Here is a 26,949-nt window from a genome sequence, read left to right as displayed (position 1 = left end):
TCATTATGAAGTGCACCACACTTCTGCACCGATGACCCGTGGAGGACAAGATGAGGACCCGCAGCGCACTCTTCGCCCCCTGGGCGGTTCTGACCATGCTGGTCGTGACGGCCTGCGGGCCGCAGGGCGGAGACGGCTCTGACTTCCCCTCCCAGAACGTGGAGCTTCTCGTCGGCTTCGCGGCGGGGGGCCACAACGACGCCACTGCTCGCAAGTTCGCCGAGGGGCTTGAGGCCGAGCTCGATGCGAACGTGCTGGTGGTCAACCGGGAAGGCGGAGGCGGCGCCATCGCCGCGACGGAGGCTGCGAATGCTGGCGCCGACGGTCACACGCTGCTCTTCGCCCCGACCGGTGCCTTCACGTCGGTGCTGCTTCAGCAGGACGTCTCCTACGGCATCGAGGACTTCCGATCCGTGGAAGCCGTCGCTGAGAACGCGTTCGTGATCGTGGTCCCCGATGACTCGCCGATCGAGAGTTTCGAGGACCTTGAAGACGTCGACGACCGGATGACGTACTCGGCCTTCGGTGAGGGCCACCAGACTCACCTGATCGGAGAGGGCATCGTCCAGGGTTACGGCCTGGACGCGGAGGTGGCGACCTTCCCAGGCGGCGCCCCTGCCTTGCCCGCGCTCGTCAATGGTGATGTCGACTGGGGCGTCCAGGACATCACCAGCGCCCTGCCACGAGTCCGGTCCGGGGAGCTTCGCATCCTGGCCATCAGCACCGACTACCTCCCCGACGCTCTCGATGAGGAGGTCCCGACACTCGGCGAGTTGGGGTTCGAAGAGCTTCAGACGGCCGGTTCCCAGGCCCTCGTGGTGCCGGCCGATACGCCCCAGGAGGTCTACGACGTGCTGGCCGCGGCGTCGACCGCTGTCGTCGAATCCGACGAGTTCGTGGAGTTCGTGGAGCAGTCCGGCGGTGCGGTCCCAGATGTGGAGGGAGAAGCCTGGTTCAGCGAGTACATGCCGACTGAGCTGGAACGGTTCCGGTCGCTGTTCGAGGATCTGGGCCTTGAGGTTCCGTGAGTCCGATGGCGATGCGGAACTCTCAGCCCGCACGGGAGCAGGAGCCCCTGCGCGAGCACCTCGATGACTTTGAGGGGACTCCTCAGCTGGATGAACCCGGACCCGTCGACTGGTGGTCGCCGGTGGTTCTGGCTGCCCTGGCCGCCGTCGTCATCATCCCCGCGGTCCAACTGGGCCTTGGCTCCATCGCCAGGCCGGGTCCGGGCCTCTGGCCCTTCCTCAACGCGATGCTGGTGGTGGCGGCCATTCCGCTGCTGCTGGCCACCCGGCACCGGTTCCATCCGCCGAATCGGTCTGAGCTGACCCGGGTCGCCCTCGTGGCCGGCCCGCTCCTGCTCTTCGTCCCCGCCTATGACTGGCTGGGCCTGATCGGGGCGGGGGCACCCGTGATGTTGATCGTGGCGCGCTTCGTGGCACGCATGAGGTGGCGGACGTCGATCCTGATCGCTGTGATCGCACCCGCCGCCGTCTACGCGCTCTTCGCCCTGGCCCTCGGGGTCAACCTCCGTCCGTTCTGATCCACCTGAGAGAAGCGACTTTTCCCATGACCGACATCCTCGCGGGGCTGGGGCACGGATTCAGCGTGGCGTTCCAGCCCGAGAATCTGCTCTTCGTCCTCATCGGCGTCACGGTGGGCACACTGATCGGCCTGATCCCGGGGCTCGGGCCGGTGGCGACCATCGCACTGCTGCTCCCTCTGACCTTCTCGCTCGACCCCGCCGGTGCCGTGATGATGCTCGCCGGGATCTACTACGGATCCATGTACGGGGGTCGGATCCCCGCTATCCTGCTGCGTCTGCCGGGTGACGCCTCTGCGGTGGTGACCACGTTCGACGGATATCCGCTGGCTCAGCAAGGCCGTGCCGGACCTGCGCTGGGGATCACGGCGATCGGTTCGTTCCTCGGGGGCACGGTGGCCATCATCGGGTTGTCCTTCCTTGCTCCGACGTTGGCCGGGGTGGCCAAGTCGGTCGGAAGCCCGGACATGTTTGTCCTGGCCGCGATGGGGTTGCTCATGATCGTGTTCCTCGGCTCGGGGTCGAAGGTCAAGGCGATCGTCTCGGCCGCGCTGGGGGTGATCGTCGCCACTGTCGGGTTGGATCCCACCACGGCTGATCCACGGCTGACCTATGGCAGTTTCGAGCTGACGGCCGGTGTCAGCATCGTCGCCGTAGCAGTGGGGCTGTTCGGGATCGGCGAGATCCTGTACAACGCACAGCAGGGCTTCTACGGCGGTCTGGCCCGATCGGCGATCGGTAGGGTCCTCCCAACGCGCGCGGACTGGCTGATGACCCGGATGGCGATCCTGCGGTCCTCGATCATCGGATTCTTCATCGGCATCATCCCAGGAGGAGGGGGCACGATCTCCGCGGTGGTGGCCTATGGGGCCGAGCGGCGGTTCTCCCGCCATCCGGAGAAGTTCGGCAAAGGTGCCATGGACGGCCTGGCTGCCACGGAGACCGCCGACAACTCCTCCTCGAACTCCTCCTTCCTCCCGCTGTTGACCCTGGGCGTGCCGCCGAATCCGGTGCTCGCCCTGATCTTCGGTGCGTTGCTGCTGCACAACATCACGCCAGGACCACAGCTCATCGATGAGTACCCGGACGTCTTCTGGGGCGTCATCGCCTCCATGTACGTCGGCAACATCCTGCTGCTGATCCTCAACCTGCCGCTGATCGGCCTCTTTGTGAGACTCCTGCGCATCCCGGGCGGAATCATGGCTCCGATCATCCTGATGGTCGCCGTGGCCGGCGTGTACTCGGTCCGGAACTCGATGTTTGACGTGCTGCTTGCGGTGATCTTCGGCATCGTCGGTTACGTGCTGCGCACTTTCAACTTCGGGCTGGGACCCTTCGTCCTGGGGTTCATCCTGGGACCGCTGCTGGAGGAGCATTTCCGGCGTTCAATGGTGCTCTCGGACGGATCGTTCATGATCTTCCTGACCCGCCCGATCCCCCTGGTGCTGATGTCGCTGCTTCTCGCGGTGATCATCTGGACCGTGGCGGACTCCCGCCGGAAGAACATGCGCCCCACCATCGACCAGTTTCGGGAGGCCGAGCGTGCGGAGGGTGTGGTTGCCGAGTCCGACTCAGGAGCCCGCCCGGGGTCAGAGGGCGAGCCAGTTGAAGAGGGTGACACGCCGCGTCATCCGGGAACCGATCCTCGACACGACGCCTGACGTCAGACCATCTGGTCCTGAAGGTGCCGCAGCGCCTCTCGCACGCGGGCAGGCAGCTCTTCGGAGGGAGCGGTGAGCGCGATGATGGGATTCGCTGGGATGTCGTCGAGGATCGGCACGTAGGACACCTTCAGGCCGTCATAGGTGATGTCCGTCTGAGGAGTCACATTCACGAACGCCCAGCCGAGTCCGTGCCCCACGAGAGACCGGACCGTCTCGAAGTTCGACGACGACCACTGGACGCGGGGCTGCAGCCCAAGGTCCATGATGATCTGGGTGACGCGTTCGACGCTCGGCGGAATGTCCACCATGATCATGGGCTCCTGGATGAGTTCGCGAAGCTGAATGCCGGGACGATCGGCGAGCGGGTGCTCCGCAGGGAGCATCACGTGATGCTGATTCGTGCCGATCCGCGTCTCGTCGAGATCCTCTGCTGACTGGCGTGCATAGGCGAACCCCAAGTCGGCCTGTCCGCTCCGCAGCATCTGATGGATCTCGGGAACGGTGGCCTCCGCGATGGTCACGTCCACCGCGGGATGCTCCGCAGCGAAATGTGACACGAGTCGAGGAAGCACGTGCGGTGACACAGTCATTGAACTGACGACGCGCAGCGTGCCGCGAATCTCGGAATGGTCGTTGCTGACAGCCTCTGATGCATCAGAGATGGCTGTGGCGGCCCGCCGGGCATGGGGCAGCAGGGCCTGGCCGGCAGGTGTGGGTTGGGCGCGACGTGCCGGAGCTCGGTTCAGCAGCTCTGCGTCCAGGCCCTTCTCCAGCTGCCGGATCGCCACAGAGATGGCCGCCTGGCTGATGTGCAGCTGCCGGGCTGCGGCGCTGATCGAGCCGTGGTCAACCACGGCGAGGAAGTACTCCAGTTGACGAAGGGTGATCTCCGGCATCGTGTCTCCTCGAGGCGTGGCGAGTTGAGCATGAACTTAATCTGCGTCGAAGTCTGCCATGACTTAAATTCGCTTTCCACTATGGGGCAGCCCGAGCAGACTGGATCCACGAGACGGGCGTGAGCAGGCGCCAAGCGGACAGTGAGGAGCGGAGACCCGTGAGCGGACTGACGAAGCAGAGTGGACACCACGTGATCACACTGGGCACGGCCGGCGGGCCGCGGTTCTGGCGGGACTCTTCGCGCACCGGCATTGCCACGGCCATCGTGGTCGACGACGGCTTCTATCTGGTGGACTGCGGCCACGGTGTCGGCCGCCAGATCGAGAGGGCAGGGCTCGAGATGAGCAGACTCAAGGGCATCTTCCTCACACACCTGCACTCGGATCACACGGTGGACCTCAACACACTGGCCCTGTTCGGGCTCTTTGAGCTCCAGGACAGGATCGGCCGACCTGTGCCGATCATAGGTCCCGGTGACCGGGGCGCCCTGCCGCCGGTGTCTCCACTGGCCGCCGTCGCGCCCAGTCCGGTGGCTCCGTACAGTCCCACCCCAGGGACTGCGGAGATGTTCATGCGGCTGATGGAGGCCGCTGCGACAGACCTCAACGACCGGGTCATCGATGCCCTCAGGCCGTCGCCGCTCGACATCTTTGCTGCGCAGGACATCGAGATCCCCAGCTCCTTGGAGTTCCACCCCAATGAGAATCCGGTGCCGGCGACGAACGGCTTCGAGATCTTCCGGGACGAGTCAGTGGTCGTCACGGCCACCCTTGTACAGCATCCGCCTGTCGCCCCGGCCTTCGCATTCCGCTTCGACACGGCCCAGGGCTCGGTGTGCGTCTCGGGGGACACGACGTACACACCGAATATGGTTCGACTGAGCCGGGACGCCGGACTGGTACTGCACGAGGCCATCGATTTCGACTTCATGGAGTCGATGTACCGGGGCAAGGACGACGAGATGTCGCGTGCATCCTTGGCGCATCACTACAAGTCCCACACCTCGGTGGCCGATGCCGTTCGCGTGGCCCGTGAGGCGGGGGCGCGGCGTCTGGCGCTGCATCACCTCGTCCCCGGCTCCGGTGCCATTGCCTGGGAGCGGGTGGCGGCTGAAGGGTACTCGGGAGAGTTCCTCGTGCCAGATGACCTGGCGGTCATCCCCTTCCAGGTCTGACGGCTGCTCTGCCCGCTGCGTCGGAGGAGACTCCCGCGTGGCAGGCTTGTGGTTGCGGACTTGGTGAGGGTTCGAGCGACGACCGAGGAGGAAAGCCGCGATGTCGATGACCACAGTGGTCCTCGTCCTGGAGCTGGTGGGCACTTTCGCCTTCGCAGTCTCCGGGGCGCTGCTGGCTGTGCGCAAGGGCTTCGATCTGGTGGGTTCGCTGCTGCTGGCGAGCCTCGCCGGACTTGGCGGCGGCGTGATCCGGGATCTGGTGCTGAACATCGGGGTCCCCAATGCCTTCGCGGCCCCGCAATACCTGGTGCCGGTGGTGCTCGCGGTCCTGGCGGTGTTCATCCGACTCATCCATGAGGACCGACTGCGGCGCACGCTGCTGGTCTTCGACGCCCTCGGGCTGTCCCTGTTCTGCGTCATGGGGGCGACGATCGCCCATGAGGCGGGGCTGAACCCGGTGGCGGTCGTTCTGCTGGGCGTCACCACCGCCGTCGGCGGAGGGGCGCTGCGCGACGTCGTCGCCAATGAGGTGCCGCAGATCTTCAACCCCCAGGGCGTCTACGCCGCCCCCGCGTTCCTGGGTGCGGGGGCGACTGGCGCTGCTGCTGGAGACCGGCCTGTTCCACGCGATCAGCGCCGTCGCCGTCGCGCTGCTGGTGTTCGGACTGCGCCTGCTGGCGCTGCGGCACCGGTGGAGGGTGCCGCTGGCGGTGCTGCGGCGGCGCCGTCGGTGAGGAGTCAGTCGGCGACTCCGCAGCAGTGCGCTGGTCATCTGCTGTCCGGAAGTGCCAGCTCCTCGACGAGGTCGGTGCGGAGGGCCTCCACCACCTGGTCGAAGAGCAGCCGACCTTTCGCCGCATCGGATCCGCTGGGGGAGGAGAGGCATCCGCTGGCCGGGGTCCGCGCTTCCACCACTGGCAGACGGTCGAAGCGCGGGAGCTGCGCCGCCGGATGGTCCGGAGCGAGGTCCAGGCGCACCTTCGAAGGGTCGATGTGGAGCATCAGTGAGGTCTCGAGGACACCGCCGTGCTCGACGTCCCAGCCCGGGAACCCGTCGGGGTAGACAGTCTCCAGCGTGGTGGCTGAGACATAGTCCCAGTACGAGAGCAGCAGCGCCGCCTGGTCCTCGCGGCGGCCTGCGCCCAGGTCCCGGAGCGCGAGGTCGACCCCCTCGTAGAGGAACTGGTAGTTCTCATAGTGTCCATTGACCAGGACGACGTGGGCCACCCCTTGCTGCAGAAAGGACCTGGCGAGGTCCCGGGTCATGGCGATCAGCGACGTGGCGTCAAGGCTGGTGGTGCCGGGCAGATGGTCCCCGCCGCCGGAGCGCTGCTGAGACTTATACCCGTAGGTGAGCGCGGGAGCGACACGCATGGCGGTCCCTTCGGCGACCCCGGCGGCGATCCTGTCCGCCAGCAGCGCGTCGGTCCCCAAGGGGAGGTGCGGGCCATGCTGCTCCAGAGCTCCGACGGGGATCAGCACCGTCGAGCCGGGCTGCGTCGCCCAGCGTCTCCAGCTGACGGCGTCCATCATCGCCAGGTGGACCTCAGCCGGCTCTGCCTGGGCGGCTCGGTGGTCAGATGTCATGGTCGGTCTCCTTGCGCCGGCTGGACGACGGGTGACGATTCCGTGGTTCCTCCGGGGTCGTCATGGTCGAGATGGTCGTCCTCCGCGCGATGCCGCGGGTCGTTGATCTCCTTCTCCATCCTGCGGACCGCCGCCGTGCGGCACCTGAGACGGCGGATGAGGTTGACGATCATCACCAGAATGACGAAGGAGAACGGGAAGGCGCCGATGATCGTGCCCGTCTGGACGGTGTCGACGACCTGGGTCCCGCCCAGGGTGAGGAGGACCACGGCCACGGTGCCGATGCTCGCGACCAGCACCACCCGGAACCAGGGTCCGGCCTTCTTCGGGGCGGAGACGAACTCTGCCAGGGCGTAGCTGCCGGCGTCGAGGCTCGTCACGTAGTAGGTGGCCACGAGGATCGTGGCGATGACGAGCAGCCCAGTGCCGAGCACCGGGATCATGTCGAGGGTGAGGAAGAGCCCGGCGGCAGAGTCCTCGGCGACGGCCTCCGAGATCGACCGGTCAGTGGTGTCGTCGTAGTGCAGACCGGCTGATCCGATGATTCCGACCCATATCATCACGATCAGGGACGGAACGAGGGTCACGCCCAGGACGAATTCGCGGATGGTGCGTCCGCGGGAGATGCGGGCGATGAAGCCCGCCACGAACGGCGAGAAGGCGATGACCCAACACCAGATGAAGACGGTCCACCAGCCGTTCCAGGTGTCCTGCCAAGAGTCCAGCGCCGCGCCGCCTTCGCCCGCTTCGGTCCAGAACGACATCGGGACGAAGTGGGTGATGAAGGAGCCGAACGTCTGGGTGAGGTTGGACAGGGTGTAGACGGTGGGCCCGAAGACGAAGACGATGACCATCAGCATGATGCTCAGGACCGAATTGGTCTCGCTGATGCGCCGCATGCCCTTGTTGACACCGAGCAGCACGGAGATCGCAGTGAGCCCGGCCAGGGTCAGAATGACCCCCATCCAGATGCCCGGGCCGCTCTCCACTCCCGTGAAGGACTGCAGGCCGGCCGAGAACTGCATCGAGGCGAATCCGAAGGAGGTCGCCAGGCCCAGCACCGTGGCGATGATGGCGAGCAGCTCCACGACCACGCCCGCGGGACGACGGGCTCGGTGCGGAAGGATGTCGACCGTGGCTTCGCGGAATGTCAGGGTCTTGCCGAGATTGTGGTGGGAGTAGGCGAGGCAGACCGCTACGACGCAGTACATGGCCCATGCTGTGACTCCCCAGTGGAAGTAGGTCCACACCACGCCTCCTTCGCTCGGCGAGGAGCCTGAGATGAGAGGTGCGTCCACGCGGAGCATGAGAGGCTGAGCGATCCCCCAGAAGATCAGGCCGATCCCCTGACCGCAGCCGAACAGCATCGAGTACCAGGCGAATCGACTGTGTTCAGGGCGTGCCTGGGGGCCGCCGAGACGGATGCGTCCGTGTCTGCTGATCGCCAGCCAGGCGCAGACGCCGACGGCGATCAGTGAGTACAGCACGAAGTGCCAGGTGAACCCGGAGGTGACGAAGGTGCGCATCCGGTCGATGAGCTCGGCGGTGCGCTCGGGGTGTCGGATCGTCAGCACGACGACGGCGGCGATCATCAGCGGCGGGAGCGTCATGATGATCATCCGATCTGTTCGGGGGATGATCTGTCCGCGGAAGCGGGGCAGAACCCTCGGTGAGGAGGCGGGGTCAGCAGGGGGCGGTGACGGGATCCGTTCTTCGTCGGACGCAGGTGACGGGTCGGACCGATCGGGGCGCATCTGAGCGGTCGTGCGGGGCGGGGGTGTGGCTGCTGGTTCTGGTGACATGCGTCCTCCGAGAGACGTCTTCAGCGACAGAGTGTGGTCGATGGAGCCAGTGGGTGTGACCCGGCGTGGCCGACGGCGAGGCAGGGCCTCATCGAGGTGTTGCGTCAGTCACAACTGAGTTGCATGAATTATGTGGGGATCTGTCCTCGCGGTCAAGGGGCCCTCTCTGTCATGGGGCGACTCAGGGGTCCGGTCACAGCGCGGTGCGCACCGTGGCTTCGAACGCGGCGACGTGGGTGCGCGCGAGGCGTTCGGCGCCGGGGGAGTCCCCGCCGAGGATGGCGGCCAGCAGGGCCTCGTGCTCGGTGATGTGTGTGGTGATGCTGGGGAGTCGGTGCAGCACCAGGCACCAGATCCGGGTGGCCAGATTGTCCAGGCGGACGAGCGTCTCCTCCAGATGGGGGTTCTCGGCGGCGCGATAGATGGTGCGGTGGATCTCCAGATCCTGGGTGATGAGCTCCCGACGGCTCGACGTCGTCTCGATCAGCCGGATGGACTCGAGTGCGCGTTCGATCTGGCTCCGTGCGGAGCCGCCTCGTCGCTCGGCGGCTTTGGCGGCCGCATGCGGTTCCAGCAGCATCCTGATCTCGGAGATCGTTGCGAGTTCGGTGACGTCGGCCGGCGTCGCGAAGGTCCCGCGGCGCGGGTAGGTCACGACCAGATGGTCCGTCTCGAGGCGCTTGAGGGCCTCGCGCAGCGGGGTGCGGCCTATCCCCAGCTCCTCCGTCAGTGCGTTCTCGCTGATCGGCGCGCCCGCAGGGATGTCGAGCAGGATGAGGCGGTCGCGAAGCTCGCGGTAGGCGCGCTCGCCCAGCGGCAGCGGCCCAGCGGCCGGGGAGGGATCGGGACGCATGGCTGTCTCGCTATCTGCGCGGGAGGGGTTGACCGGATATGACGTACCTCATATTGTAAGGCGTCAACTGATATATCAGTTGTCGACAAACAAGGCACGAGGAGGGGACATGACCGTCACGCCCATCACAGACTCCGGGGTCTCCCGGGTGCAGACCGGATCACTCGGTCACATCGATCCCGAAGTCGCCGGACATATCGACGCCGAGCTGACCCGGCAGCGCGACGGGCTGGAGATGATCGCTTCGGAGAACCACACGGCGCTCGCGGTGATGCAGGCCCAGGGGTCCGTGCTGACCAACAAATACGCCGAGGGCTACCCCGGCCGTCGCTACTACGGCGGGTGCGAGCATGTCGACGCGATCGAGACGCTGGCGATCGACCGAGCTCGTGCGCTCTTCGGCGCAGCCCATGCCAACGTGCAGCCGCACTCCGGTGCCCAGGCCAATGCTGCGGCGATGCATGCGCTGCTCAGTCCCGGGGACACGATTCTGGGGCTCGACCTCGCCCATGGGGGACACCTCACCCACGGGATGAAGCTGAACTTCTCCGGCCGCCTCTATGAGGTCGCCGCCTACGGCGTCGACCCGGAGTCCTCCATGATCGACATGGACCACGTGGCGGAGCAGGCTCGCCGACACCGTCCGCGCCTGATCATCGCGGGTTGGTCGGCCTATCCGCGGCAGCTCGACTTCGCTGCGTTCCGTCGCATCGCGGACGACGTCGGAGCTCGCCTGATGGTCGACATGGCGCATTTCGCCGGCCTCGTCGCCGCCGGCCTCCACCCCAATCCGGTGCCTTATGCCGACGTCGTCACCAGCACCACCCACAAGACGCTGGCGGGTCCGCGCGGCGGGCTGATCCTCACCGACGACGACGCGATCGCCAAGTCGGTCCGCAGCGCAGTCTTCCCCGGCCAGCAGGGCGGACCCCTCGAGCACGTCATCGCCGGAAAGGCCGTGGCCTTCGGGCTGGCCGGTCAGGAGGACTTCCGCGAGCGTCAGACGCGCACAGTCGCCGGAGCCAGATGCTCGCGGACAGGCTCTCCCAGGAGGACGTGAAGGAGGCGGGCGTCCGCGTGCTCAGCGGTGGGACCGACGTCCACCTGGTCATGGTGGATCTGCGCGACTCCCGGATCGACGGGCAGCAGGCCGAGGACCTGCTGAGCCAGGTGGGCATCACGGTGAACCGCAACGCCGTGCCGGACGATCCGCGTCCTCCGATGGTCACCTCCGGGCTGCGCATCGGGACCCCCGCTCTGGCGAGCCGCGGCTTCGGCGACGACGCCTTCGCCGAGGTCGCCGACGTCATCGCCCGTGCGCTGATCGCCGGATGCGCGGATCAGGGCGCCGAACCCGCAGAGGTGGCGACGCTGCGCGACCGGGTGGAGGCCCTGGCGGCGGAGCACCCCCTGTACCCGACACTGACACCGATGGGAGCCTGATCATGACTGAGGCGCTTCCGGAGCACCCGGACTTCCTCTGGCGGAACCCCGAGCCGAGGGACAGCTACGACGTGGTGATCGTCGGTGGAGGCGGCCATGGACTGGCCACTGCCTACTATCTGGCGACCCGGCACGGGATCACGGACATCGCCGTGCTCGAGAAGGGCTGGCTCGGCGGCGGGAACATGGCCAGGAACACCACGATCATCCGCTCCAACTATCTGTGGGATGAGTCTGCCGCGATCTACGAGCAGTCCCTGAAGCTGTGGGAGCAGCTTCCCGAGGAGCTCGACTATGACTTTCTCTTCTCGCAGCGCGGAGTGCTCAATCTGACGCACACGCTCCAGGACGTCCGGGAGGCGCGGCGCAGGGTCAATGCGAATGCGCTGAACGGGGTGGATGCCGAATTCCTGAGCCCGGCGGAGGTCAAGGAGGTGTGCCCGATCATCAACGTCGAGGACGACATCCGTTACCCCGTCATGGGCGCCACCTACCAGCCCCGGGCCGCATCGCCAAGCACGACCACGTGGCCTGGGCGCTGGCTCGCCGGTGTGACGAGCTCGGAGTGGATCTCATCCAGAACTGTGAGGTCACCGGTTTCCAGCTCGACCGAGGTCGCGTCACCGGGGTGCAGACATCACGCGGACGGATCGCCGCGGGCAAGGTCGGGCTGGCGGCGGCGGGCCACTCCTCGGTGCTGGCCGAACTGGCCGGCTTCCGTCTGCCCATCCAGTCCCACCCGCTGCAGGCGCTGGTCTCGGAACTGTTCGAGCCGGTGCACCCGACTGTGGTGATGTCCAACCACGTCCATGTCTACGTCTCCCAGGCCCATAAGGGGGAGCTCGTCCTCGGCGCCGGGGTCGACTCCTACAACGGCTACGGGCAGCGCGGAGCGTTCCACGTCATCGAAGAGCAGATGGCCGCCGCCGTCGAGCTGTTCCCGATGTTCGCCCGCGCCCACGTGCTGCGCACCTGGGGCGGCATCGTGGACACCACCTTCGACGCCTCGCCGATCATCTCCGACACCCCGGTCGATGAGCTGTACGTCAACTGCGGATGGGGGACCGGTGGGTTCAAGGGCACCCCCGCCTCCGGGCTCACGTTCGCCCACACGATCGCCACAGGGAAGGCCCACCCGCTCAATGAACCCTTCGCGCTCGACCGCTTCGAGACCGGCCAGCTCATCGACGAACACGGCGCAGCCGCCGTCGCCCACTAGGAGACCCTCTTGCTGCTGATCACCTGCCCCCACTGCGGGCCCCGAAACGAGACCGAGTTCCACTACGGCGGCCAGGCGCACGTCGCCTATCCCCGGGATCCGCACGCCCTGGACGACCGCCAGTGGGCCGAGTACCTGTTCTACCGCGACAACCCGAAGGGTGAGTTCGCCGAGCGTTGGAACCACGCCGTCGGGTGCCGGCGATGGTTCAACGCGCTGCGCGACACCGTGACGTACCGCATCCACGAGACCTGGCCCATGGGGGAGCGGGCCACGGCGGACGCCGCCCACGAGGAAGGAGGAGACCGATGACCACTGGACGACTCACCACAGACCGTGCACCGGGCCACGGCATCGACCGAGACGTGACTCTGCGCCTGCAGGTGGACGGGCATCCGCTCACCGCCTGTGCGGGGGACACGGTGGCCAGCGCCCTCGTCGGCGCGGGGCGCCTGGTGTCGGGACGATCCATCTATCGGAGTCGGCCCCGCGGCATCATGAGCGCAGGAGTGGAGGAGCCGAACGCTCTGCTCGCCGTCAGCTCCCGGAATGCGGGCCACGCTGATGAGTCTATGATTCCGGCCACGACGGTCTCGGCCGTGGACGAGCTCGAGGCCAGGTTCCTGCAGGGTCTGGGTCGACTGGACCCGAGGCCCGACGGCGCCACCTATGACCACAAGCACGTCCATGTCGACGTCTTGGTGGTGGGAGCCGGCCCAGGCGGTCTGGCCGCCGCCCGGCAGGCCGCCGTCGGCGGTGCGCGCACCATGCTGATCGACGAGCAGCCACAGCCGGGCGGGTCCCTGCTGTCCAGCCGCGACGAGAGCATCGCCGGCCGTGATGCGAGGCGCTGGGCCGATGACGTCGCCGAAGAGCTGGAGGCCCGCCAGGACGTCACCTACCTGCGCAGGGCCACCGCATTCGGCAGCTATGACTCCAACTACGTCATCGCCGTCGAGCGCCGCACCGACCATCTCCCCCCGGCATCGCGCCCGGGGGTCTCTCGGGAGCGGGTCTGGCACATCCGCGCCGGCCGCGTCGTGCTGGCCACCGGTACGCATGAGCGCCCCCTGGTCTTCGCAGACAACGACCGTCCGGGCGTCATGCTGGCTGGAGCCGTCAGAAGCTACCTCAACCGCTACGCGGCCTTGGCCGGCTCGCAGGTGGTCGTGGCCACGACCAATGACAGCGCCTATGCCCTCGTGCAGGATCTCCACGCCGCTGGTGCGCCGCCCGTGGCCGTGGTCGACTCCCGGCCGGAGCCCTCACCAGCCGCCGCAGAGGTGCTGCGGGCCACAGGCGTGCGGGGTCTTTTCGGCCAGGCCGTCATCGGGACGGCGGGCGAGGGGGCCGACGGCCGGATCAGCGCCGTCTCCGCAGCTCCGCTGGATGCGCAGGGGAACCTCGCAGGCGAGCCTGAGACCATCCCGGTGGACCTGCTGGCGGTCTCGGGCGGACACTCCCCGGTGGTCCACCTGCACAGCCAGCGGCAGGGCCGACTGCGGTGGGACGAGGAGCTGGCCGCCTTCCTCCCGGACGCTCCCGTGCCCGGGCAGCAGGTCGTCGGCTCGCTCGCCGGCACCGCCGGCCTGCAGGCCGTGCTCGAGGAAGGCGCCCGGGCCGGGCATCAGTGTGCCGTCGAGATGGGGTATGCCGCCGAGCTCGAGATCCCCCGGGCAGACGCTCGTCCCGGCGCGGACTGCACAGGCGGACCCGTATGTCCGTTGTGGCTCGTCCCGCGCGCAGACGGGGAGCCTGCCGAGTGGGACACCCACTTCGTCGACCTTCAGCGTGACCAGACCGTCGCCGATGTGCTGCGGGCGGTCGGCGCCGGACTGCGCGCGGTCGAACACGTCAAGCGCTACACCTCGATCTCCACGGCCAACGACCAGGGCAAGACCAGCGCCGTCAACGCCATCGGGGTCATCGCCGCTGTGCTGAATGACGAAGTCCCCGAGGTCGGGACCACGACCTTCCGCGCCCCCTACTCGCCGGTCTCCTTCGCGGCCTTGGCGGGCCGGCGTCGCGGAGACCTCTACGATCCGGCGCGCGTGACCGCGATCCACCCCTGGCACCTCGCCCACGGAGCACTCTTCGAGGACGTGGGCCAGTGGAAGCGTCCGTGGTACTTCCCCCGGCCCGGTGAGGACATGGACACCGCCGTCCTGCGGGAGTGTGCCGCTGTGCGCGATTCTGTGGGATTCATGGACGTCACCACGCTGGGCAAGATCGAGATCCGCGGTGTCGACGCGGGGGAGTTCCTCAACCGCATCTACACCAATGGGTTCGCCAAACTTCCGGTCGGCAAAGGACGCTACGGACTCATGTGCGGCGCTGATGGAATGATCTTCGACGACGGCGTCACACTCCGCATCGCCGAGGATCGGTACCTGATGACCACCACGACCGGCGGTGCCGCCGGGGTGCTGGACTGGTTGGAGGAGTGGCATCAGACGGAGTGGCCGGAGCTGGACGTGTCATTGACCTCGGTGACCGAGCAGTGGAGCACGATCGCCGTGGTCGGCCCTCGGTCCCGTGACGTCATCGCCAAGCTGGCGCCCGAGCTCGACGTCTCCCGCGAGGGCTTCCCCTTCATGGCGTTCCGCGAGACGGAGCTGGTCGATGGTACCCCCGCGCGGATCTGTCGGGTCTCGTTCTCCGGCGAGCTGGCCTTCGAGGTCAATGTGGACGCCTTCTACGGGCTCAACGTCTGGGAGATGGTCGCCGAGGCCGGGGCGGAGTTCGACATCACGCCGTACGGGACAGAGACGATGCACGTGCTGCGTGCGGAGAAGGGCCTGATCATCGTCGGACAGGACACCGACGGCACCGTCACCCCGGATGATGCGGGAATGGGTTGGGCGGTCTCCAAGGTCAAGGACTTCGTGGGCAAACGGTCACTCTCGCGGCCTGACACAGCCCGTTCCGACCGTCGGCAGCTCGTGGGGGTGCTGCCTGTCGACGGCGCCACCCGCCTCGAGGAAGGCGCACAGCTCGTCGCCCGCGGAACGTCGATCACGCCTGATCAGGGTCCTGTGCCGATGATCGGTCACGTGACCTCCTCCTACCTCTCGGCCGCTCTGGGCCGTCCCTTCGGGCTGGCCCTGGTGGATGACGGCAGGAATCTCATCGGCGAGATCGCGCAGGTCCCGGTGCGGGACCGCGTGGTCGACGTCGAGATCACCTCACATGTCCTCTACGACCCCGAAGGGAGCCGGCGCGATGGGTGACCACACCGTGACGATGACAGCAGAGACGGCGCGGACCGGTCCGCATCAGGGAGGTCCGCAGGGCCCGCGGCGACGTTCACCGGTGGCCCACCTCGAGGAGGCCATGCACGATGCCGGAGTCTCGGGCCGGCGGGAGGTGCGGCTCCGCGAGATCGCCTTCCCGGTGCAACTGGGGGTGCGGGTGAGGCCCGGCACGCCGTCCGCACAGGCGGTCGAGCAGCGTGTCGGGCTGACGCTCCCTCAGCATCACCGGGGCACCAGCGGCGATCTGAACGGCCTGCACGCGGTCTGGCTCGGCCCGGATGAGTTCCTCGTCATCGACGTCTCCCGGGAGCAGCTCCCCGGCGAAGCTGAGGAGCTGGCCGGCTGCCTGGAGGGACTGCCGGGCCAGCTGCTCGACCTCTCCGCCAACCGTGCGGTGCTCGAACTGGCCGGCGTCGAGGCACGTGCGGTCCTGGAGAAGGGCTGCGCGGTGGATCTCCATCCGAGGGCGTTCCCGGTCGGGAGCGGGGTCTCCACGCTGCTCGGGACCGTCCCGGTGGTCCTGGTGCGCAGCGCGGAGACCACGTGGCGGATCCTGCCGCGGGCCTCCTTCGCGGACTACACCGTCCGGTGGCTGATCGACGCATGGCGGAGTTCGCCCAGCCGGAGCTCCCGGGGGCACCGGGATTCCTCTGACGTTGGGATGACGCGCATCGGACCCTCTGCTGTGTGCGAGGGTCCGGTGTGCGTCCCTGGCGGACGCGCTCGACGGACGCGGGCGGAGGATCGAAGAACCGACGGACCTCAACAGGGGGTCTCATGGCCGACGTCAGTGCAGGTCGGCCTCCACCATCACTTCAGGAGGATGTCATGGCAGTCATGATCGGGCCTGACCGTGGATCGGCAGACCAGTCGCAGGACCATGTGCTCAGCATGGACTGTCCGGACAGACCGGGCCTGGTCCATGCTGTGAGCGGGGTGCTGCTGCGGCATGGGGGCGACATCGTGGAGCTCAGGCAGTTCGACGACCAGCACACCGGCCGATTCTTCCTCCGCGTCCAGGTCAGGCTGAGCGGACCTGGGGGCGCCGAGGTCGGCGGCGCGGGGATGCGCGAGGAGCTCGCCGAGCTGGCCGACGAGCTGGACGCCCGGTGGGAGCTCTTCCGCCACGGGGAGCCGCGGCGCGTGCTGATCATGGTGTCCCGATTCAGCCACTGCCTCAACGACCTGCTCAACCGGTCGCGGGCGGGTGAGCTGCCGATCGAGATCGCCGCCGTGGTGTCGAACCACGAGGATCATCGACAGCTCGTGGAGTGGCATGGGATCCCGTACTTCCACGTGCCGGTCACCCCCGAGACGAAGCAGGCCGCCGAGCAGGAGCTGCTGGACCTGGTAGGCCGGTTCGACGTGGAGCTGGTCGTCTTGGCGCGGTACATGCAGATCCTCTCGGATGATCTCACGAGGACGCTCTCGGGGAAGGCGATCAACATCCATCACTCTTTCCTGCCCTCCTTCAAAGGCGCCCGACCGTATCACCAGGCCTTCGACCGGGGAGTGAAGACCGTGGGCGCGACCGCCCACTATGTCAACGAGGAGCTGGACGAAGGTCCGATCATCGCCCAGCAGGTGGTCGATGTCGATCACACCTATATGCCGCAGGATCTGGTCGCCGCCGGACGAGACACCGAGTCGAAGGCGTTGTCCAACGCCGTCCGGTGGCACTGTGAGGGGCGGGTCTTCCTCAACGGGATGCGCACGGTCGTCCTGCGGTGAGGGCGCAGGACGATCGTGCGCCGCGACGCATCGCGGTCACCGGGCCCTCAGAGAGTGGTGGTGGGCCCAGGCGGCCGACCGCTGCTGTCCCGCAGCCTCCCCGGGCCCTGATCCACGTGCTGTCGCCGAAGGTCATCGACGAGCTGCTCTGCGCAGACGCTGACACGCCCATGAGGCGCAGATCGTCGACGACGGGTGAGAACTGAACACTCCCGTCTCTGCTCCGAGTCCGGCCCGATCCGGCTCTGGAGCTCCGGTTTCCCGGTCACACCACGCTGTCCCAGCACGCCTGTGCCGTCCGGGCAGACGTGACTCCCGCACAGCGCCGTCAGAACGAGGCTCACGCCCGTCGTGCGCGCCTCCCTGCCGTTCAGCGCAGCTCCTCCTGCGCCGTCTCCCGGGAGAGCAGGACCGCCACGAAGGCGATCGACGCTGCAGCCATCAGCATCCAGCCAGGGGCCAGCGCGGATCCGGTCACGGAGATCAGCAGCGTGGCCACGAATGCGGCGGTGCCGCCGAAGAAGGCGTTGGCCGAGTTGAACGAGACTGCGAAGCCGGTGTAGCGGATCCGTGTGGGGAACTGTTCGGAGAGGAAGCTCGGCAGGACGCCGTCGTTCAGTGCGAGCGTTCCGCCCATGATGACGAGGACCAGCACGCCGAGGAGGAATCCGTGCTTCAGCAGCATGAAGGCCGGTACGGCCAGTACGAACATGGCCACGGACGCCGAGAGCAGCACTTTGCGCCGGCCTACTCGGTCTGAGAGCGATCCGGTGATGAGGATGAACCCGATATAGGTGACAAGTGAGGTCGCCGTCATAGTGTTGGCCTGGGTCACTGAGAGGTCAAGCTGGGACTCCAGATAGTTGGGCATGTAGCTGAGCAGGATGTAGAAGGCGACCGCATTGAGCAGCGCGGCACCCAGGGCACGCAGCAGCAGGCGCCAGTGCTGGACGAAGAGGTCGCGCCAGGGCGCCGTGATGACGTCATCCTGCTGCTGGAGCGCCGTGAACTGCGGGGTGTCCTCCAGCCGGGTGCGGATGTAATGGCCGATCAGTCCCAGGGGTGCGGCCAGGAGGAACGGGATGCGCCACGCCCACTCATTCACCGCGTCCGATCCGAGAGCCGCGGTGAGCCCGGTGACGAAGAGCAGGCCGAAGAGCAGGCCGGCCGACGTCGAGGCCGGCACGACGGCCGCGTATCTGCCTCGCTGGCCCTTGGGTGCGTACTCGACGAGGAAGGCCGAGGCGCCGGCGTATTCCCCGGCAGCAGAGAACCCTTGCACCACACGGACCAGCAGGAGCATCAGCGGTGCGAGGATTCCGGCTGTCGGGTAGGTGGGGAGAAGTCCGATGCAGAAGGTTGCGACCGACATGACCAGGATCGACCAGGACAGGGCCGTCTTGCGGCCCCAACGGTCCCCGAGCCACCCCCAGAAGAACCCGCCGAGGGGTCGGACCAGGAACGAGACGGCGAAGACGGCCCACGCGCCCAGCAGCTGAGTCGTCGGATCGCTCTCCGGAAAGAACGCGATGGCGATGCTTCCGGCGAGGTAGCCGTAGACGGCGTAGTCGAACCATTCGACGAAGTTGCCGATGAAGGTGGCGGCGACCACTTTGCGTCGAGTGAGCGGGTCGACGGGAGTCAGTCCCGCCGTGTTCGGTGTTGGGGTGGTCTGGTGGGTGTCGGTTCGGTCGAGAGCCGGTGGCTGGGTGTGCCGGATAGGGGAGTCGGGCTGAGGGGACATGCGATACCTCCGCTCAAAGGTTGCGATGAACGCAACTCGGTTGCGTTAAGAGTATGAGCGGTGTCACATGTCGTCAACGGTTCGGCACAGTTCAGTGGGGGGGGGCGCGTGCGGGCATGCCGCGCCGAACCGGGGCGCGGATCGCAGCAGGAGGTGTGCCGAAGGGGTGTCGCGGTCAGGAGGGCTGGGGTGCGGCGCCCAGGCGCCGACTGACCCGGTCGGCAGAGTGGCGACACAGCTGCACCAGCTCCGGGATGCGCGTCTCTGGGACGCGGAAGGCGGGGGCTGCGATCATCATGGCGGCGACGACCTCCCCGCGGTGGTCCCGCACGGGGGCGGCGACTCCGGCCTCATCGGCGGACGTCTGGGCGTGGTTGACCGCGAAGCCCTGGCGGCGGACCTGGGCGAGCAGGTCGAGGTGCTGCTCCGTGGACAGGGACGGCGGGATCGTCACCCTCCCGGTGTCCAGGAGGCGCTGGGCCTCTCCCGGAGGGCGATGGGCGAGGAGCACCTGCACGCTGGCGCTCAGGCCGGTCGAGTATCGGCTGCCCAGCTCGGAGGTGTGTTTGACCTGAAGCCGGCTCGCCACCTGCTCAACCGTCACAGAGGATTCGCCGTCCCAGATGGTCAGCGCCGCGGTCTCGGCGGTCTCCGCAGCGAGATCCTGGAGCTCGTCGAGGGAGACGCGACGCACGTCCAGATTGGCCAGCAGCGGTCCGGCGACGGCGATCAGGCCCAGGCCGAGCTGGTAGCGGCGGGAGGGTTCGTCGCGCTCCACGATGCGCTCATCCTCGAGCGTGGCCAGGATGCGCGAGACGGTCGACTTGTGGAGGCCGACCTGGGAGGAGATCCCGGTGACGCTCTGCTGCGGCTCGTCGACGGTGAAGCAGCGGAGCACCTCGATGACGTTGACGATCACCGAGGGCTCACGGCCCGGCTGTCGCCTGGTCTCGCGGTCTGCCATGTCGGGGGCTCCTGTTCTCCAGCCCGTGGCCACGGTGGGGCCGACGCTCCGGCGTCGACCCCACCGTGCGATGAGGAGCCTCAGGCGAGGATGATGTTGTGCTCCGGTCCGAAGCCGAATCCGGTGATGTTCTCAGCTCCGTCCTCCTGGACGACGAGGATATCGTGTTCGCGGTATCCTCCCGCGCCGGGCTCGCCCTCGGGGATCGTGATCATGGGCTCCATGGAGACCACCATGCCTGGTTCGAGGACGGTGTCGATGTCCTCGCGCAGCTCCAGGCCGGCCTCGCGGCCGTAGTAGTGGGAGAGCACCCCGAACGAGTGGCCGTATCCGAAGGTGCGCCGGGGGAGGAGTCCGTGGCTCACGTAGATCTCGTTGAGCTCTGCCGCAATGTCCTTGCAGACCGCCCCGGGCCTGATCAGCTCGAGGCCGCGCCGATGCACCTCGACGTTGACGTTCCACAGGTGCAGGCTCGTCTCGTCCGGCTCGCCGAGGAACAGTGTGCGCTCCAGAGCGGTGTAGTAGCCCGAGGTCATGGGGAAGCAGTTCAGCGACAGGATGTCGCCGTGCTGCAGCCGGCGGGTGGTCGCCCAGTTGTGGGCGCCGTCGGTGTTGATGCCGGACTGGAACCAGACCCAGGTGTCCCGCACTTCGCGGTGGGGGAAGGTTCTGGCGATCTCGTGGGTCATCGCCTCGGTGCCGATGAGGGCGACCTCATATTCCATGATGCCCTCGCGGATGGCGGCCTTGATCGCCTCACCTCCGAGATCCGCAATGCGGGCGCCATGTCGGATGACCTCGATCTCCTCGTCCGACTTGATCATCCTCTGGCGCATGGCGGCCTGCGAGACGTCGAGGAGCTCGGCATCCGGGAAGGCGTCCTGGATGCTGCGTCGTGTCATCACCGGCAGGGAGTCGTCCTCGACGCCGATTCGTGAGGCGGGGACGCCGGCGCGGGCCACGGCCTGCTGCAGGCCGTAGTAGAAGTTGTCACGTTTCCAGTCGGTGTAGACGATGTTGTCGGCGTGGCTGGTCCGCCACGGCATGCCGGCATCGATGTTGGCGGTGACGGTGACTGAATCGTCCTGCGTGACGACCAGTGCGTAGTTGCGGCCGAAGGTGGTGTAGAGGAAGTCGGAGTAGTACTTGATGCCGTGGTAGCTGGTCAGGATCGCGGCGTCGAGGCCCTGTTCGCTCATGATGCGCCGAAGGCCCGACAGGCGGCGCTCGAACTCTTCGGCGGAGAACGTCAGCGGCTGCTTCTCGCCGTTGTGCAGCGTCTTCAGGCGCTCCAGGTCGGAGACAGTGTCAGTGGTGGTCGTCATCGGTGTGCCTCGCCGTCGTCGGGCGCCCATATGTGGAGAGCGCGGTGTCTGAATCGCTGAGTTGCATTCAACACAACTCAGTTGCGCCAATTATGGAGAGTGACGCTCGCCACGTCAAGGAGGCTGCTGAGGCGTGTGTGGCCTGGGGCGACTCGCGAGTCATGGGGGATTCTGGCTCCGCTGCAGCTCACCAGTAGTCCGCCGGCTTGGTGAGCAGCTGTCCGGCACGACCCTGCTCGTCGAGGGCCCAGCCGACGCGCTTGGGGATGTGGGTCAGCACGACGCTCTCTGCCAGCTGCAGGCTCGGCAGGGCTTCCTCGATCTGCTGTTCGATCTCGGTGATCTCCGCGGCTGATCGAAGCCACATCATGAACAGGAAGTTCGTCGTGCCTGTCGTGGAGGTGCACAGCCGCGGGGCTCCCATCTGGGCAAGCAGCGCAGCGGCTCGGGGGTGCAGCGTCGTCGGGAGGCGCGCGAACCATTGGCAGACGAGAGGGTAGCCCAGCAGTCCCTGGGCGACGTCGCAGCGCAGGGAGACTCGCCCGCTGGCCAGCACCTGGTGCAGGCGACGGCGTGCGGTGGTGGGTGCGAGGCCGGTCCGTGCGGCGACGGTCCGGGACGAGGCTCTCCCGTCCTCGGCGAGGATCCGGACGATCGGCCCGAAGGAGCGCAGGGAGCGGGGGGTCTGCGGATGGGCGGGTCGTGCCCTCAGCTGACGGATCTGGTCAGGGGAAAGGGCCCCGAGGTCCCAGTCGTCCGCACCCCTGTGCAGTGCGGTGCAGTGGAACGTCTGCCAGCGGAGCAGGCCTGGTATGGCGTCGAAGAGGGGGAATACCCGTTCTCGCAGGTCGCCGGGGTGGGGGACGATCACGGTGAGCAGCAGGTCCCGTCCGCTGGGGGACTCCTCCACCGAGTAGACCTCGGGGAGTGCGCACAGGGCTGCGGTGACGGACCTTCGGGAGGCCGGATCGCAGATGACGCTGTGGAGGGTCAGGGTCATCTCGTCCGGGGTGCCTCGTGGGTGTGCCGTGACCCAGGCGGCGCCGGACCGGCGGAGGTTCTCGAACCGTGCGGCGAGCGTCGAGGGATGGCGGGCGAGCACGGTCCCGAGATGTGTCCAGGAGGCGCGGGGGGAGACCTGGAGTGCATGGATCAATCGCAGGTCTTCCTCAGCAAGAACGGTCATATGTCCATCATCCGACGGGATCTTTGGATTTTTCTCGGAAATCTGGTGAAAGTGTCGGGCGTCACAGTCAAGGTGGAGTCGTCCGCGGAACACCCCTCGACGACGGAGGCATCTCGTCCATGACATCACCCGCCGCCTCGCCTGAGACGTCGACCGATGTGCTGGCTGTGGCGAACATGCCGCTGCTGTGGGTCAGCGCCCTCGGCGTCTTCCTGGTCATCATCGTCCAGACCGCCATCTATATGAAGGCCGCCCGGCGTGCCGGACCCGGAGTCGGCATGGATCGGCACGACCTACGGGTCTCCTTCCGGTCAGGAGCGGTCGCGGCACTGGGCCCCTCCGTAGCCGTGGTGATCGTCGCCCTCTCGCTGCTCGCGCTCTTCGGCACCCCTGGTGTCCTGGTCAGGATCGGTCTCATCGGCTCGGTGGCCTATGAGACCGGCGCAGCGTCGATCGCCGCCGGTGCCGCCGGGGCTGAGCTGGGCGGCCCCGGCTACACGCAGACGGCGTTCGCCGTCGCCTTCTTCGCCATGAGCGCCGGCGGCGCCATGTGGATGCTCGCCACCCTGCTGCTCACTCCGGTCCTGCAGCGCAGTGAGAAGCGGATCGCACGGTTGAACCCGCTGGTGCTGACCGTGGTGCCGGGAGCGGCGCTGGTCGCAGCGTTCCTCTCCCTGGGGATCGCGGAGGTCCGCATCAGCGCGGCGCATACGACCGCGTTGGTCGTCGGGGGCGCCTCCATGGGGCTCGCCGCCTATGCGGCGTCGCGTCTCTCGCTGCCCTGGATCCGGGAGTGGGGGCTGGGCCTCTCCATCCTGTCGGGCCTCGCGGCGGCATATGTCGCAGACCAGGCCGGCCTCGGACTGGGCATCAGCTGACACGGAAGGACACCCATGAGCACCTCCACCCTAGGGAATCCCCCGCGCTCGATGGCGCAGTTCACAGCGACGACGACACGTGCTGGCCGCCTCACCATGATCATCGGGCTGATGGTCTCTCTCTCCGGGCCGCTCTACCTGGTCCTCTTCGCGGACCTGGGCGTCACCGCCTCAGCCCTGCTGACGGCCTTCGCGGCCGTGGCCGGCACGTTCTTCATCATCTGGCTCGTCGAGCCGGTGACCTAATACCCGATCCTGGGCCCTGCCGCCATGTATCAGGCCTTCATGATCGGCAACATCTCCAACAAGCTCCTCCCCTCAGCTGTGGTCGCCCAGCAGAACGTGGGTGCTCAGCCTGGGACCGACCGGGGCAGCCTGGCGGCATCCATGGCGATATGCGGGGCCGCGGTGGTGCACATCGTCTCGCTGGTGATCTTCGTGGGACTGATGGGCACCTGGCTGCTGTCCATCACCCCGGAGACGGTGCTCGAGGTGGTGCGCACCTACGTCGTGCCGGCCGTCTTCGGCGCCGTCGCCGTACAGGCGATCATCACAGTGCGACGACTGCGCCCTGTGGTCATCGCCTTCGCGGTCGCGGTCCTCGTGCAGCTGGGGCTGGTGCCGCTGATGCCCGGCCTGGCATTCGTCGCCACCGGAATCTGTGTGCTCACCACGATCCTGCTGACCTGGTTCCTGCGACCGCGCGTAGCGGAGGGCCGCGCTGAGACCGCAGCGAGCGGGCAGCCCCAGGGGAAGTGACCAGTGACCGACCGGAGAGGAACCACGATGCATGCACCCGTCACGACGACGCACCCGGACGAATCCACCTCGACGACGAGCCCAGGGGGCGACTGAGACAGGACTACCGGCACCTGCACCGCCACCCCGAGCTCTCGATGCAGGAGCATCACACCGCCGAGTACCTCACCCGCGCACTGGAGGCTGCCGGTCTCGAGACCTTCCGCTGCGGCGGGACCGGGGTCGTCGGGGTGCTGCGCAACGGGGAGGGCCCCACGGTGGCCTTCCGTGCGGACACCGACGGGCTCCCGATCGAGGAGGAGACCGGGCTGCCCTACGCGAGCGGCGCGCGGGGCACGCTGCCGGACGGGACCGAGGTGCCGGTCATGCACGGGTGCGGCCATGACGTCCACACCGCGTGCCTGCTGGGGGCCGTCCGCCACCTGGTCGCCCAGCAGGACGGATGGTCAGGCACCCTGCTCGTCCTCTTCCAGCCGGGCGAGGAGACCGCCGCCGGCGCGCGGGCCATGGTCGAGGACGGCCTCTGGGAGCGGGCGCCCCGGCCCGATGTCATCCTGGGGCAGCATGTCATGCCGATTCCGGCCGGAGAGATCCGGCACATCACGGGGAACGCCATGGCGCTCGCGGACTCGTGGCGAGTGACCCTCCGCGGGCGCCAGTCCCACGGTTCACAGCCTCAGGATGCGATCGACCCCGTGGTCCTGGGTGCCCACATCGTCACGCGACTCCAGACGGTGGTCTCCCGCGAGCTCGACGCCCGGCGCTCCGCAGTGGTGACGGTGGGGACCTTCCACGCGGGGCTCAAGGAGAACATCATCCCGGAGCAGGCGGAGATCACGCTGAACATCCGCAGTCTGGACGAGCAGACCCGCCGGCGCGTCCTCACCGCGGTGCGGCGCGTCATCCTGGCCGAGGCGGAGGCGTCCGCCGCCCCGGCGCCGGTCATCGAAGAGCTCTACACATTCCCGCTGCTCACCAACGACCCCGACTGGACGGCTTCGATCGTCGAGGCCCTGGGCGCCGAGCTCGGCCCGGACCAGGTGATGGAGAGCGAGCCGCTCATGGGCTCGGAGGACTTCGGCACGCTGCCGGCCTCCGCCGGCGTCCCCGGCGTGTACTGGTACTTCGGAGGACATGATGCGCAGACCCTGGCAGGGGAGCACGTGCCGATGAACCATTCGCCGCACTTCGCCCCGGAGGAGGAGACCACCTTGGAGACGGGCGTGCGGGCCGCGGTGGCGGCGCTGTGCCGAGCCTTCAGAGCGGGGTGAGCTCGGGCGCCCTTCAGCGGAAGGCGGCCTCCCCGGTGAGGCGCTGACCGATTCCAGGTCGTTCGCGTGCCGCAACGGGGAGTGCTCGGCAGTGGCGAGCGCGGCCGCCCACCGATGGTGGCAACTTCTGGCAAGAGATTGCCCGGGGGGTCTGCGCGGGCCAAGCATAGTGCCCATGCCGACTGAGATTGCTGATCACGCGGATCGTCTGTTGCCGGCCGACCCGAGGGTGCGTGAGATCGCCAGAGACCTCCACGCCGAGGTGGAGGCCCTGCCGATCGTCTCCCCGCATGGACACGTGGACGCCGCCATGCTGGCCGACGACACTCCCTTTCCGGACCCCACAGCGCTGCTGATCAGCCCCGATCACTACGTCACCCGACTGATCCACGCCAACGGCGTGCCGCTGGAGCAGCTGCGGGTCGGCGGGAGCGCCGAGGTCTCCCCGCGGGAGGCGTGGCGCATCTTCTGCGCGCACTGGGCGGATTTCGACGGCACCGCATCCGGGTACTGGCTGCGGCAGGAGTTCACCGGGGTCTTCGGCATCGACGATTCGACCATCACCGAGGACCGTGCCGACGAGCTCTATGACGCGATCTCCGAGCGCATCGCAGCACCGGACTTTCGGCCGCGGGCGCTGTTCGACCAGTTCGGCATCGAAGTCCTGGCCACCACCGACGATCCGCTGGACGATCTGGAGGCCCACCGTCGGCTGGCTGAGGATCCCACCTTCACCGGTCGGGTCCTGCCGACGTTCCGTCCTGACCGATACCTGAAGTTCGGTCCCGAGTTCCGTCAGGTCGTCGAAGCCCTGGTGGAGACGGTCGGAGGCGGAGTCTCCGGATACGCCGGGTATCTGCGCGCCCTCCAGGCCCGTCGCGGGTACTTCATCGACCACGGGGCGGTCTCCGCCGACCACGGGGCCCACACCCCACGCACTCTGCGGATGGACAAGTCCGAGGCCGAGGCTCTGTTTGAGAAGGGCATGACCGGCACGGCCACGCTGGAGGAGGCCCGCGCCTTCGAAGCGCACATGATGTATCAGATGGCGCAGATGTCGGCCGAGGACGGACTGGTCATGACGGTCCATCCTGGTGTGCACCGCAACACCCACACACCGACTCTTGAACGCTTCGGCCCGGACACCGGACATGACATCCCCTTCGCCGTGGACTACTCGAGCGGACTGCGTCCGGTGCTTGAGGACTTCGGCACCGTGGAGGGTTTCCATCTCATTCCCTTCACCATCGATGAGTCGGTCTACTCTCGCGAGATCGCCCCTCTGGCGGGCTTCTACCCCTCGGTGTTCGTCGGTGCCCCGTGGTGGTTCCTTGACGCACCGGACGCGATGCTGCGCTTCCGTGCCGCGGTCACCGAGACCACCGGGTTCACCCGCTCCTCGGGCTTCATCGATGACACCCGTGCCTTCTGCTCGATCCCGGCTCGTCATGACGCCTCACGCAGGGTGGAGGCCTCATTCCTGGCCAGACTGGTGGCAGAGCACCGCATCACCGAAGCTCGTGCTCATCAGGCGATCGTCGAGCTGGTCGACACCTCACCCAGGAGGGCCTTCAAGCTGTGAACGACGCATCGAATACGACAGGGGACACTCTCTCTCTCCTGAACCGCACCGATCACCAGACGGCACCAGC

The 26,949-nt window shown here is 67.5% G+C and carries 22 protein-coding genes and 3 pseudogenes; 17 read left to right on the top strand and 8 right to left on the bottom strand.

Annotated elements, in window-relative coordinates; translation table 11 throughout:
- The first annotated feature begins 50 nt into the window (after window positions 1-50).
- The 3 genes from BCY76_RS04970 to BCY76_RS04960 are packed head-to-tail and all read left to right on the top strand — an operon-like array spanning window position 51 to window position 3,207.
- Entirely contained in the window at window positions 51-1,028 is a 978-nt protein-coding gene (locus tag BCY76_RS04970) for a tripartite tricarboxylate transporter substrate binding protein (protein WP_139827621.1), read from the top strand.
- Between the two features lie 11 nt (window positions 1,029-1,039).
- Window positions 1,040-1,546 (top strand): tripartite tricarboxylate transporter TctB family protein, encoded by a 507-nt coding sequence (locus BCY76_RS04965; RefSeq protein ID WP_170922591.1) that lies wholly within the window; start codon window positions 1,040-1,042, stop codon window positions 1,544-1,546.
- Between the two features lie 26 nt (window positions 1,547-1,572).
- Window positions 1,573-3,207 carry a tripartite tricarboxylate transporter permease gene (locus BCY76_RS04960; protein WP_085437262.1) on the top strand — a complete coding sequence of 545 codons (1,635 nt, stop codon included), beginning with the start codon at window positions 1,573-1,575 and terminating at the stop codon, window positions 3,205-3,207.
- A gap of 2 nt (window positions 3,208-3,209) precedes the next feature.
- Here the strand turns inward: BCY76_RS04960 and BCY76_RS04955 are convergent, their stop codons facing one another.
- A complete protein-coding gene (locus tag BCY76_RS04955) occupies window positions 3,210-4,106 on the bottom strand; it encodes a LysR family transcriptional regulator (protein ID WP_070161325.1) in 897 nt (298 codons plus the stop codon).
- 158 nt (window positions 4,107-4,264) lie between these two features.
- On the opposite strand from BCY76_RS04955, the gene BCY76_RS04950 reads away from it, so the two are divergent.
- The 3 genes and pseudogenes from BCY76_RS04950 (at window position 4,265) to BCY76_RS20280 (ending at window position 6,015) form a co-directional block, all read left to right on the top strand.
- The gene (locus tag BCY76_RS04950) at window positions 4,265-5,281 is read left to right on the top strand and encodes an MBL fold metallo-hydrolase (protein ID WP_237089969.1); all 1,017 of its coding nucleotides are present in this window, start codon (window positions 4,265-4,267) and stop codon (window positions 5,279-5,281) included.
- 100 nt (window positions 5,282-5,381) lie between these two features.
- A pseudogene (locus BCY76_RS04945) lies at window positions 5,382-5,816 on the top strand (trimeric intracellular cation channel family protein); the annotation flags it as partial.
- Between the two features lie 46 nt (window positions 5,817-5,862).
- Window positions 5,863-6,015 carry a hypothetical protein gene (locus tag BCY76_RS20280; protein WP_336581990.1) on the top strand — a complete coding sequence of 51 codons (153 nt, stop codon included), beginning with the start codon at window positions 5,863-5,865 and terminating at the stop codon, window positions 6,013-6,015.
- A 34-nt stretch (window positions 6,016-6,049) separates the two neighbouring features.
- Here the strand turns inward: BCY76_RS20280 and BCY76_RS04940 are convergent, their stop codons facing one another.
- The 3 genes from BCY76_RS04940 to BCY76_RS04930 form a co-directional block, all read right to left on the bottom strand.
- Window positions 6,050-6,868: a creatininase gene (locus BCY76_RS04940; protein WP_083277653.1), complete on the bottom strand. Its 819-nt coding sequence runs from the start codon at window positions 6,866-6,868 to the stop codon at window positions 6,050-6,052.
- Entirely contained in the window at window positions 6,865-8,478 is a 1,614-nt protein-coding gene (locus tag BCY76_RS04935) for a BCCT family transporter (protein WP_139827620.1), read from the bottom strand. Before BCY76_RS04935 ends, BCY76_RS04940 begins: the two co-directional genes overlap by 4 nt.
- Window positions 8,479-8,863: 385 nt before the next feature.
- Window positions 8,864-9,523: a GntR family transcriptional regulator gene (locus BCY76_RS04930; RefSeq protein WP_070161323.1), complete on the bottom strand. Its 660-nt coding sequence runs from the start codon at window positions 9,521-9,523 to the stop codon at window positions 8,864-8,866.
- A 109-nt stretch (window positions 9,524-9,632) separates the two neighbouring features.
- On the opposite strand from BCY76_RS04930, the pseudogene glyA reads away from it, so the two are divergent.
- From glyA to purU, 6 genes and pseudogenes are all read left to right on the top strand, one after another.
- Window positions 9,633-10,966 (top strand): annotated as a pseudogene (glyA, locus tag BCY76_RS04925) (serine hydroxymethyltransferase).
- Window positions 10,967-10,968: 2 nt separating this feature from the next.
- Window positions 10,969-12,185: pseudogene (locus BCY76_RS04920) on the top strand (sarcosine oxidase subunit beta family protein).
- 9 nt (window positions 12,186-12,194) lie between these two features.
- Window positions 12,195-12,497: a sarcosine oxidase subunit delta gene (locus BCY76_RS04915; protein ID WP_070161321.1), complete on the top strand. Its 303-nt coding sequence runs from the start codon at window positions 12,195-12,197 to the stop codon at window positions 12,495-12,497.
- Entirely contained in the window at window positions 12,494-15,415 is a 2,922-nt protein-coding gene (locus tag BCY76_RS04910; RefSeq protein WP_070161320.1) for a sarcosine oxidase subunit alpha family protein, read from the top strand. The genes BCY76_RS04915 and BCY76_RS04910 overlap by 4 nt, the downstream gene beginning before the upstream one ends.
- Window positions 15,408-16,280: a sarcosine oxidase subunit gamma gene (locus tag BCY76_RS04905; RefSeq protein ID WP_083277651.1), complete on the top strand. Its 873-nt coding sequence runs from the start codon at window positions 15,408-15,410 to the stop codon at window positions 16,278-16,280. The genes BCY76_RS04910 and BCY76_RS04905 overlap by 8 nt, the downstream gene beginning before the upstream one ends.
- Window positions 16,277-17,170 carry a formyltetrahydrofolate deformylase gene (purU, locus tag BCY76_RS04900; RefSeq protein ID WP_139827626.1) on the top strand — a complete coding sequence of 298 codons (894 nt, stop codon included), beginning with the start codon at window positions 16,277-16,279 and terminating at the stop codon, window positions 17,168-17,170. Before BCY76_RS04905 ends, purU begins: the two co-directional genes overlap by 4 nt.
- Window positions 17,171-17,540: 370 nt before the next feature.
- On the opposite strand, the gene BCY76_RS04895 is transcribed toward purU, so the two are convergent.
- The 4 genes from BCY76_RS04895 to BCY76_RS04880 form a co-directional block, all read right to left on the bottom strand.
- Window positions 17,541-18,782 carry an MFS transporter gene (locus tag BCY76_RS04895; protein WP_070161366.1) on the bottom strand — a complete coding sequence of 414 codons (1,242 nt, stop codon included), beginning with the start codon at window positions 18,780-18,782 and terminating at the stop codon, window positions 17,541-17,543.
- Window positions 18,783-19,089: 307 nt separating this feature from the next.
- Window positions 19,090-19,878, bottom strand: coding sequence for an IclR family transcriptional regulator (locus BCY76_RS04890; RefSeq protein ID WP_070161316.1), 789 nt, complete (start codon window positions 19,876-19,878; stop codon window positions 19,090-19,092).
- Window positions 19,879-19,958: 80 nt separating this feature from the next.
- Entirely contained in the window at window positions 19,959-21,203 is a 1,245-nt protein-coding gene (locus BCY76_RS04885) for a M24 family metallopeptidase (RefSeq protein ID WP_070161314.1), read from the bottom strand.
- 187 nt (window positions 21,204-21,390) lie between these two features.
- On the bottom strand, window positions 21,391-22,389 hold the full coding sequence (locus BCY76_RS04880; RefSeq protein WP_070161313.1) for an Lrp/AsnC family transcriptional regulator: 999 nt from the start codon (window positions 22,387-22,389) through the stop codon (window positions 21,391-21,393).
- 119 nt (window positions 22,390-22,508) lie between these two features.
- On the opposite strand from BCY76_RS04880, the gene BCY76_RS04875 reads away from it, so the two are divergent.
- The 5 genes from BCY76_RS04875 to uxaC all read left to right on the top strand — a co-directional run bounded on the left by BCY76_RS04875 (window position 22,509) and on the right by uxaC (window position 26,879).
- On the top strand, window positions 22,509-23,267 hold the full coding sequence (locus BCY76_RS04875; RefSeq protein ID WP_070161311.1) for a DUF5058 family protein: 759 nt from the start codon (window positions 22,509-22,511) through the stop codon (window positions 23,265-23,267).
- Window positions 23,268-23,282: 15 nt separating this feature from the next.
- Complete coding sequence (locus BCY76_RS20275; protein ID WP_336581973.1) at window positions 23,283-23,513, top strand: hypothetical protein; 231 nt, start codon at window positions 23,283-23,285, stop codon at window positions 23,511-23,513.
- A 24-nt stretch (window positions 23,514-23,537) separates the two neighbouring features.
- Complete coding sequence (locus tag BCY76_RS04870; protein ID WP_336581971.1) at window positions 23,538-24,026, top strand: hypothetical protein; 489 nt, start codon at window positions 23,538-23,540, stop codon at window positions 24,024-24,026.
- Window positions 24,027-24,088: 62 nt separating this feature from the next.
- On the top strand, window positions 24,089-25,297 hold the full coding sequence (locus BCY76_RS04865; RefSeq protein WP_070161364.1) for an amidohydrolase: 1,209 nt from the start codon (window positions 24,089-24,091) through the stop codon (window positions 25,295-25,297).
- A 175-nt stretch (window positions 25,298-25,472) separates the two neighbouring features.
- Window positions 25,473-26,879 (top strand): glucuronate isomerase, encoded by a 1,407-nt coding sequence (gene uxaC, locus BCY76_RS04860; RefSeq protein WP_070161309.1) that lies wholly within the window; start codon window positions 25,473-25,475, stop codon window positions 26,877-26,879.
- Window positions 26,880-26,949 lie beyond the last annotated feature (70 nt).

Origin of the sequence: Nesterenkonia sp. PF2B19, from assembly GCF_001758425.2 — a bacterium.
Classification (GTDB): domain Bacteria; phylum Actinomycetota; class Actinomycetes; order Actinomycetales; family Micrococcaceae; genus Nesterenkonia; species Nesterenkonia aethiopica.
The sequence above is the reverse complement of the archived record's forward strand: the minus strand, read 5'-3'. Positions and strand labels throughout refer to the sequence as shown.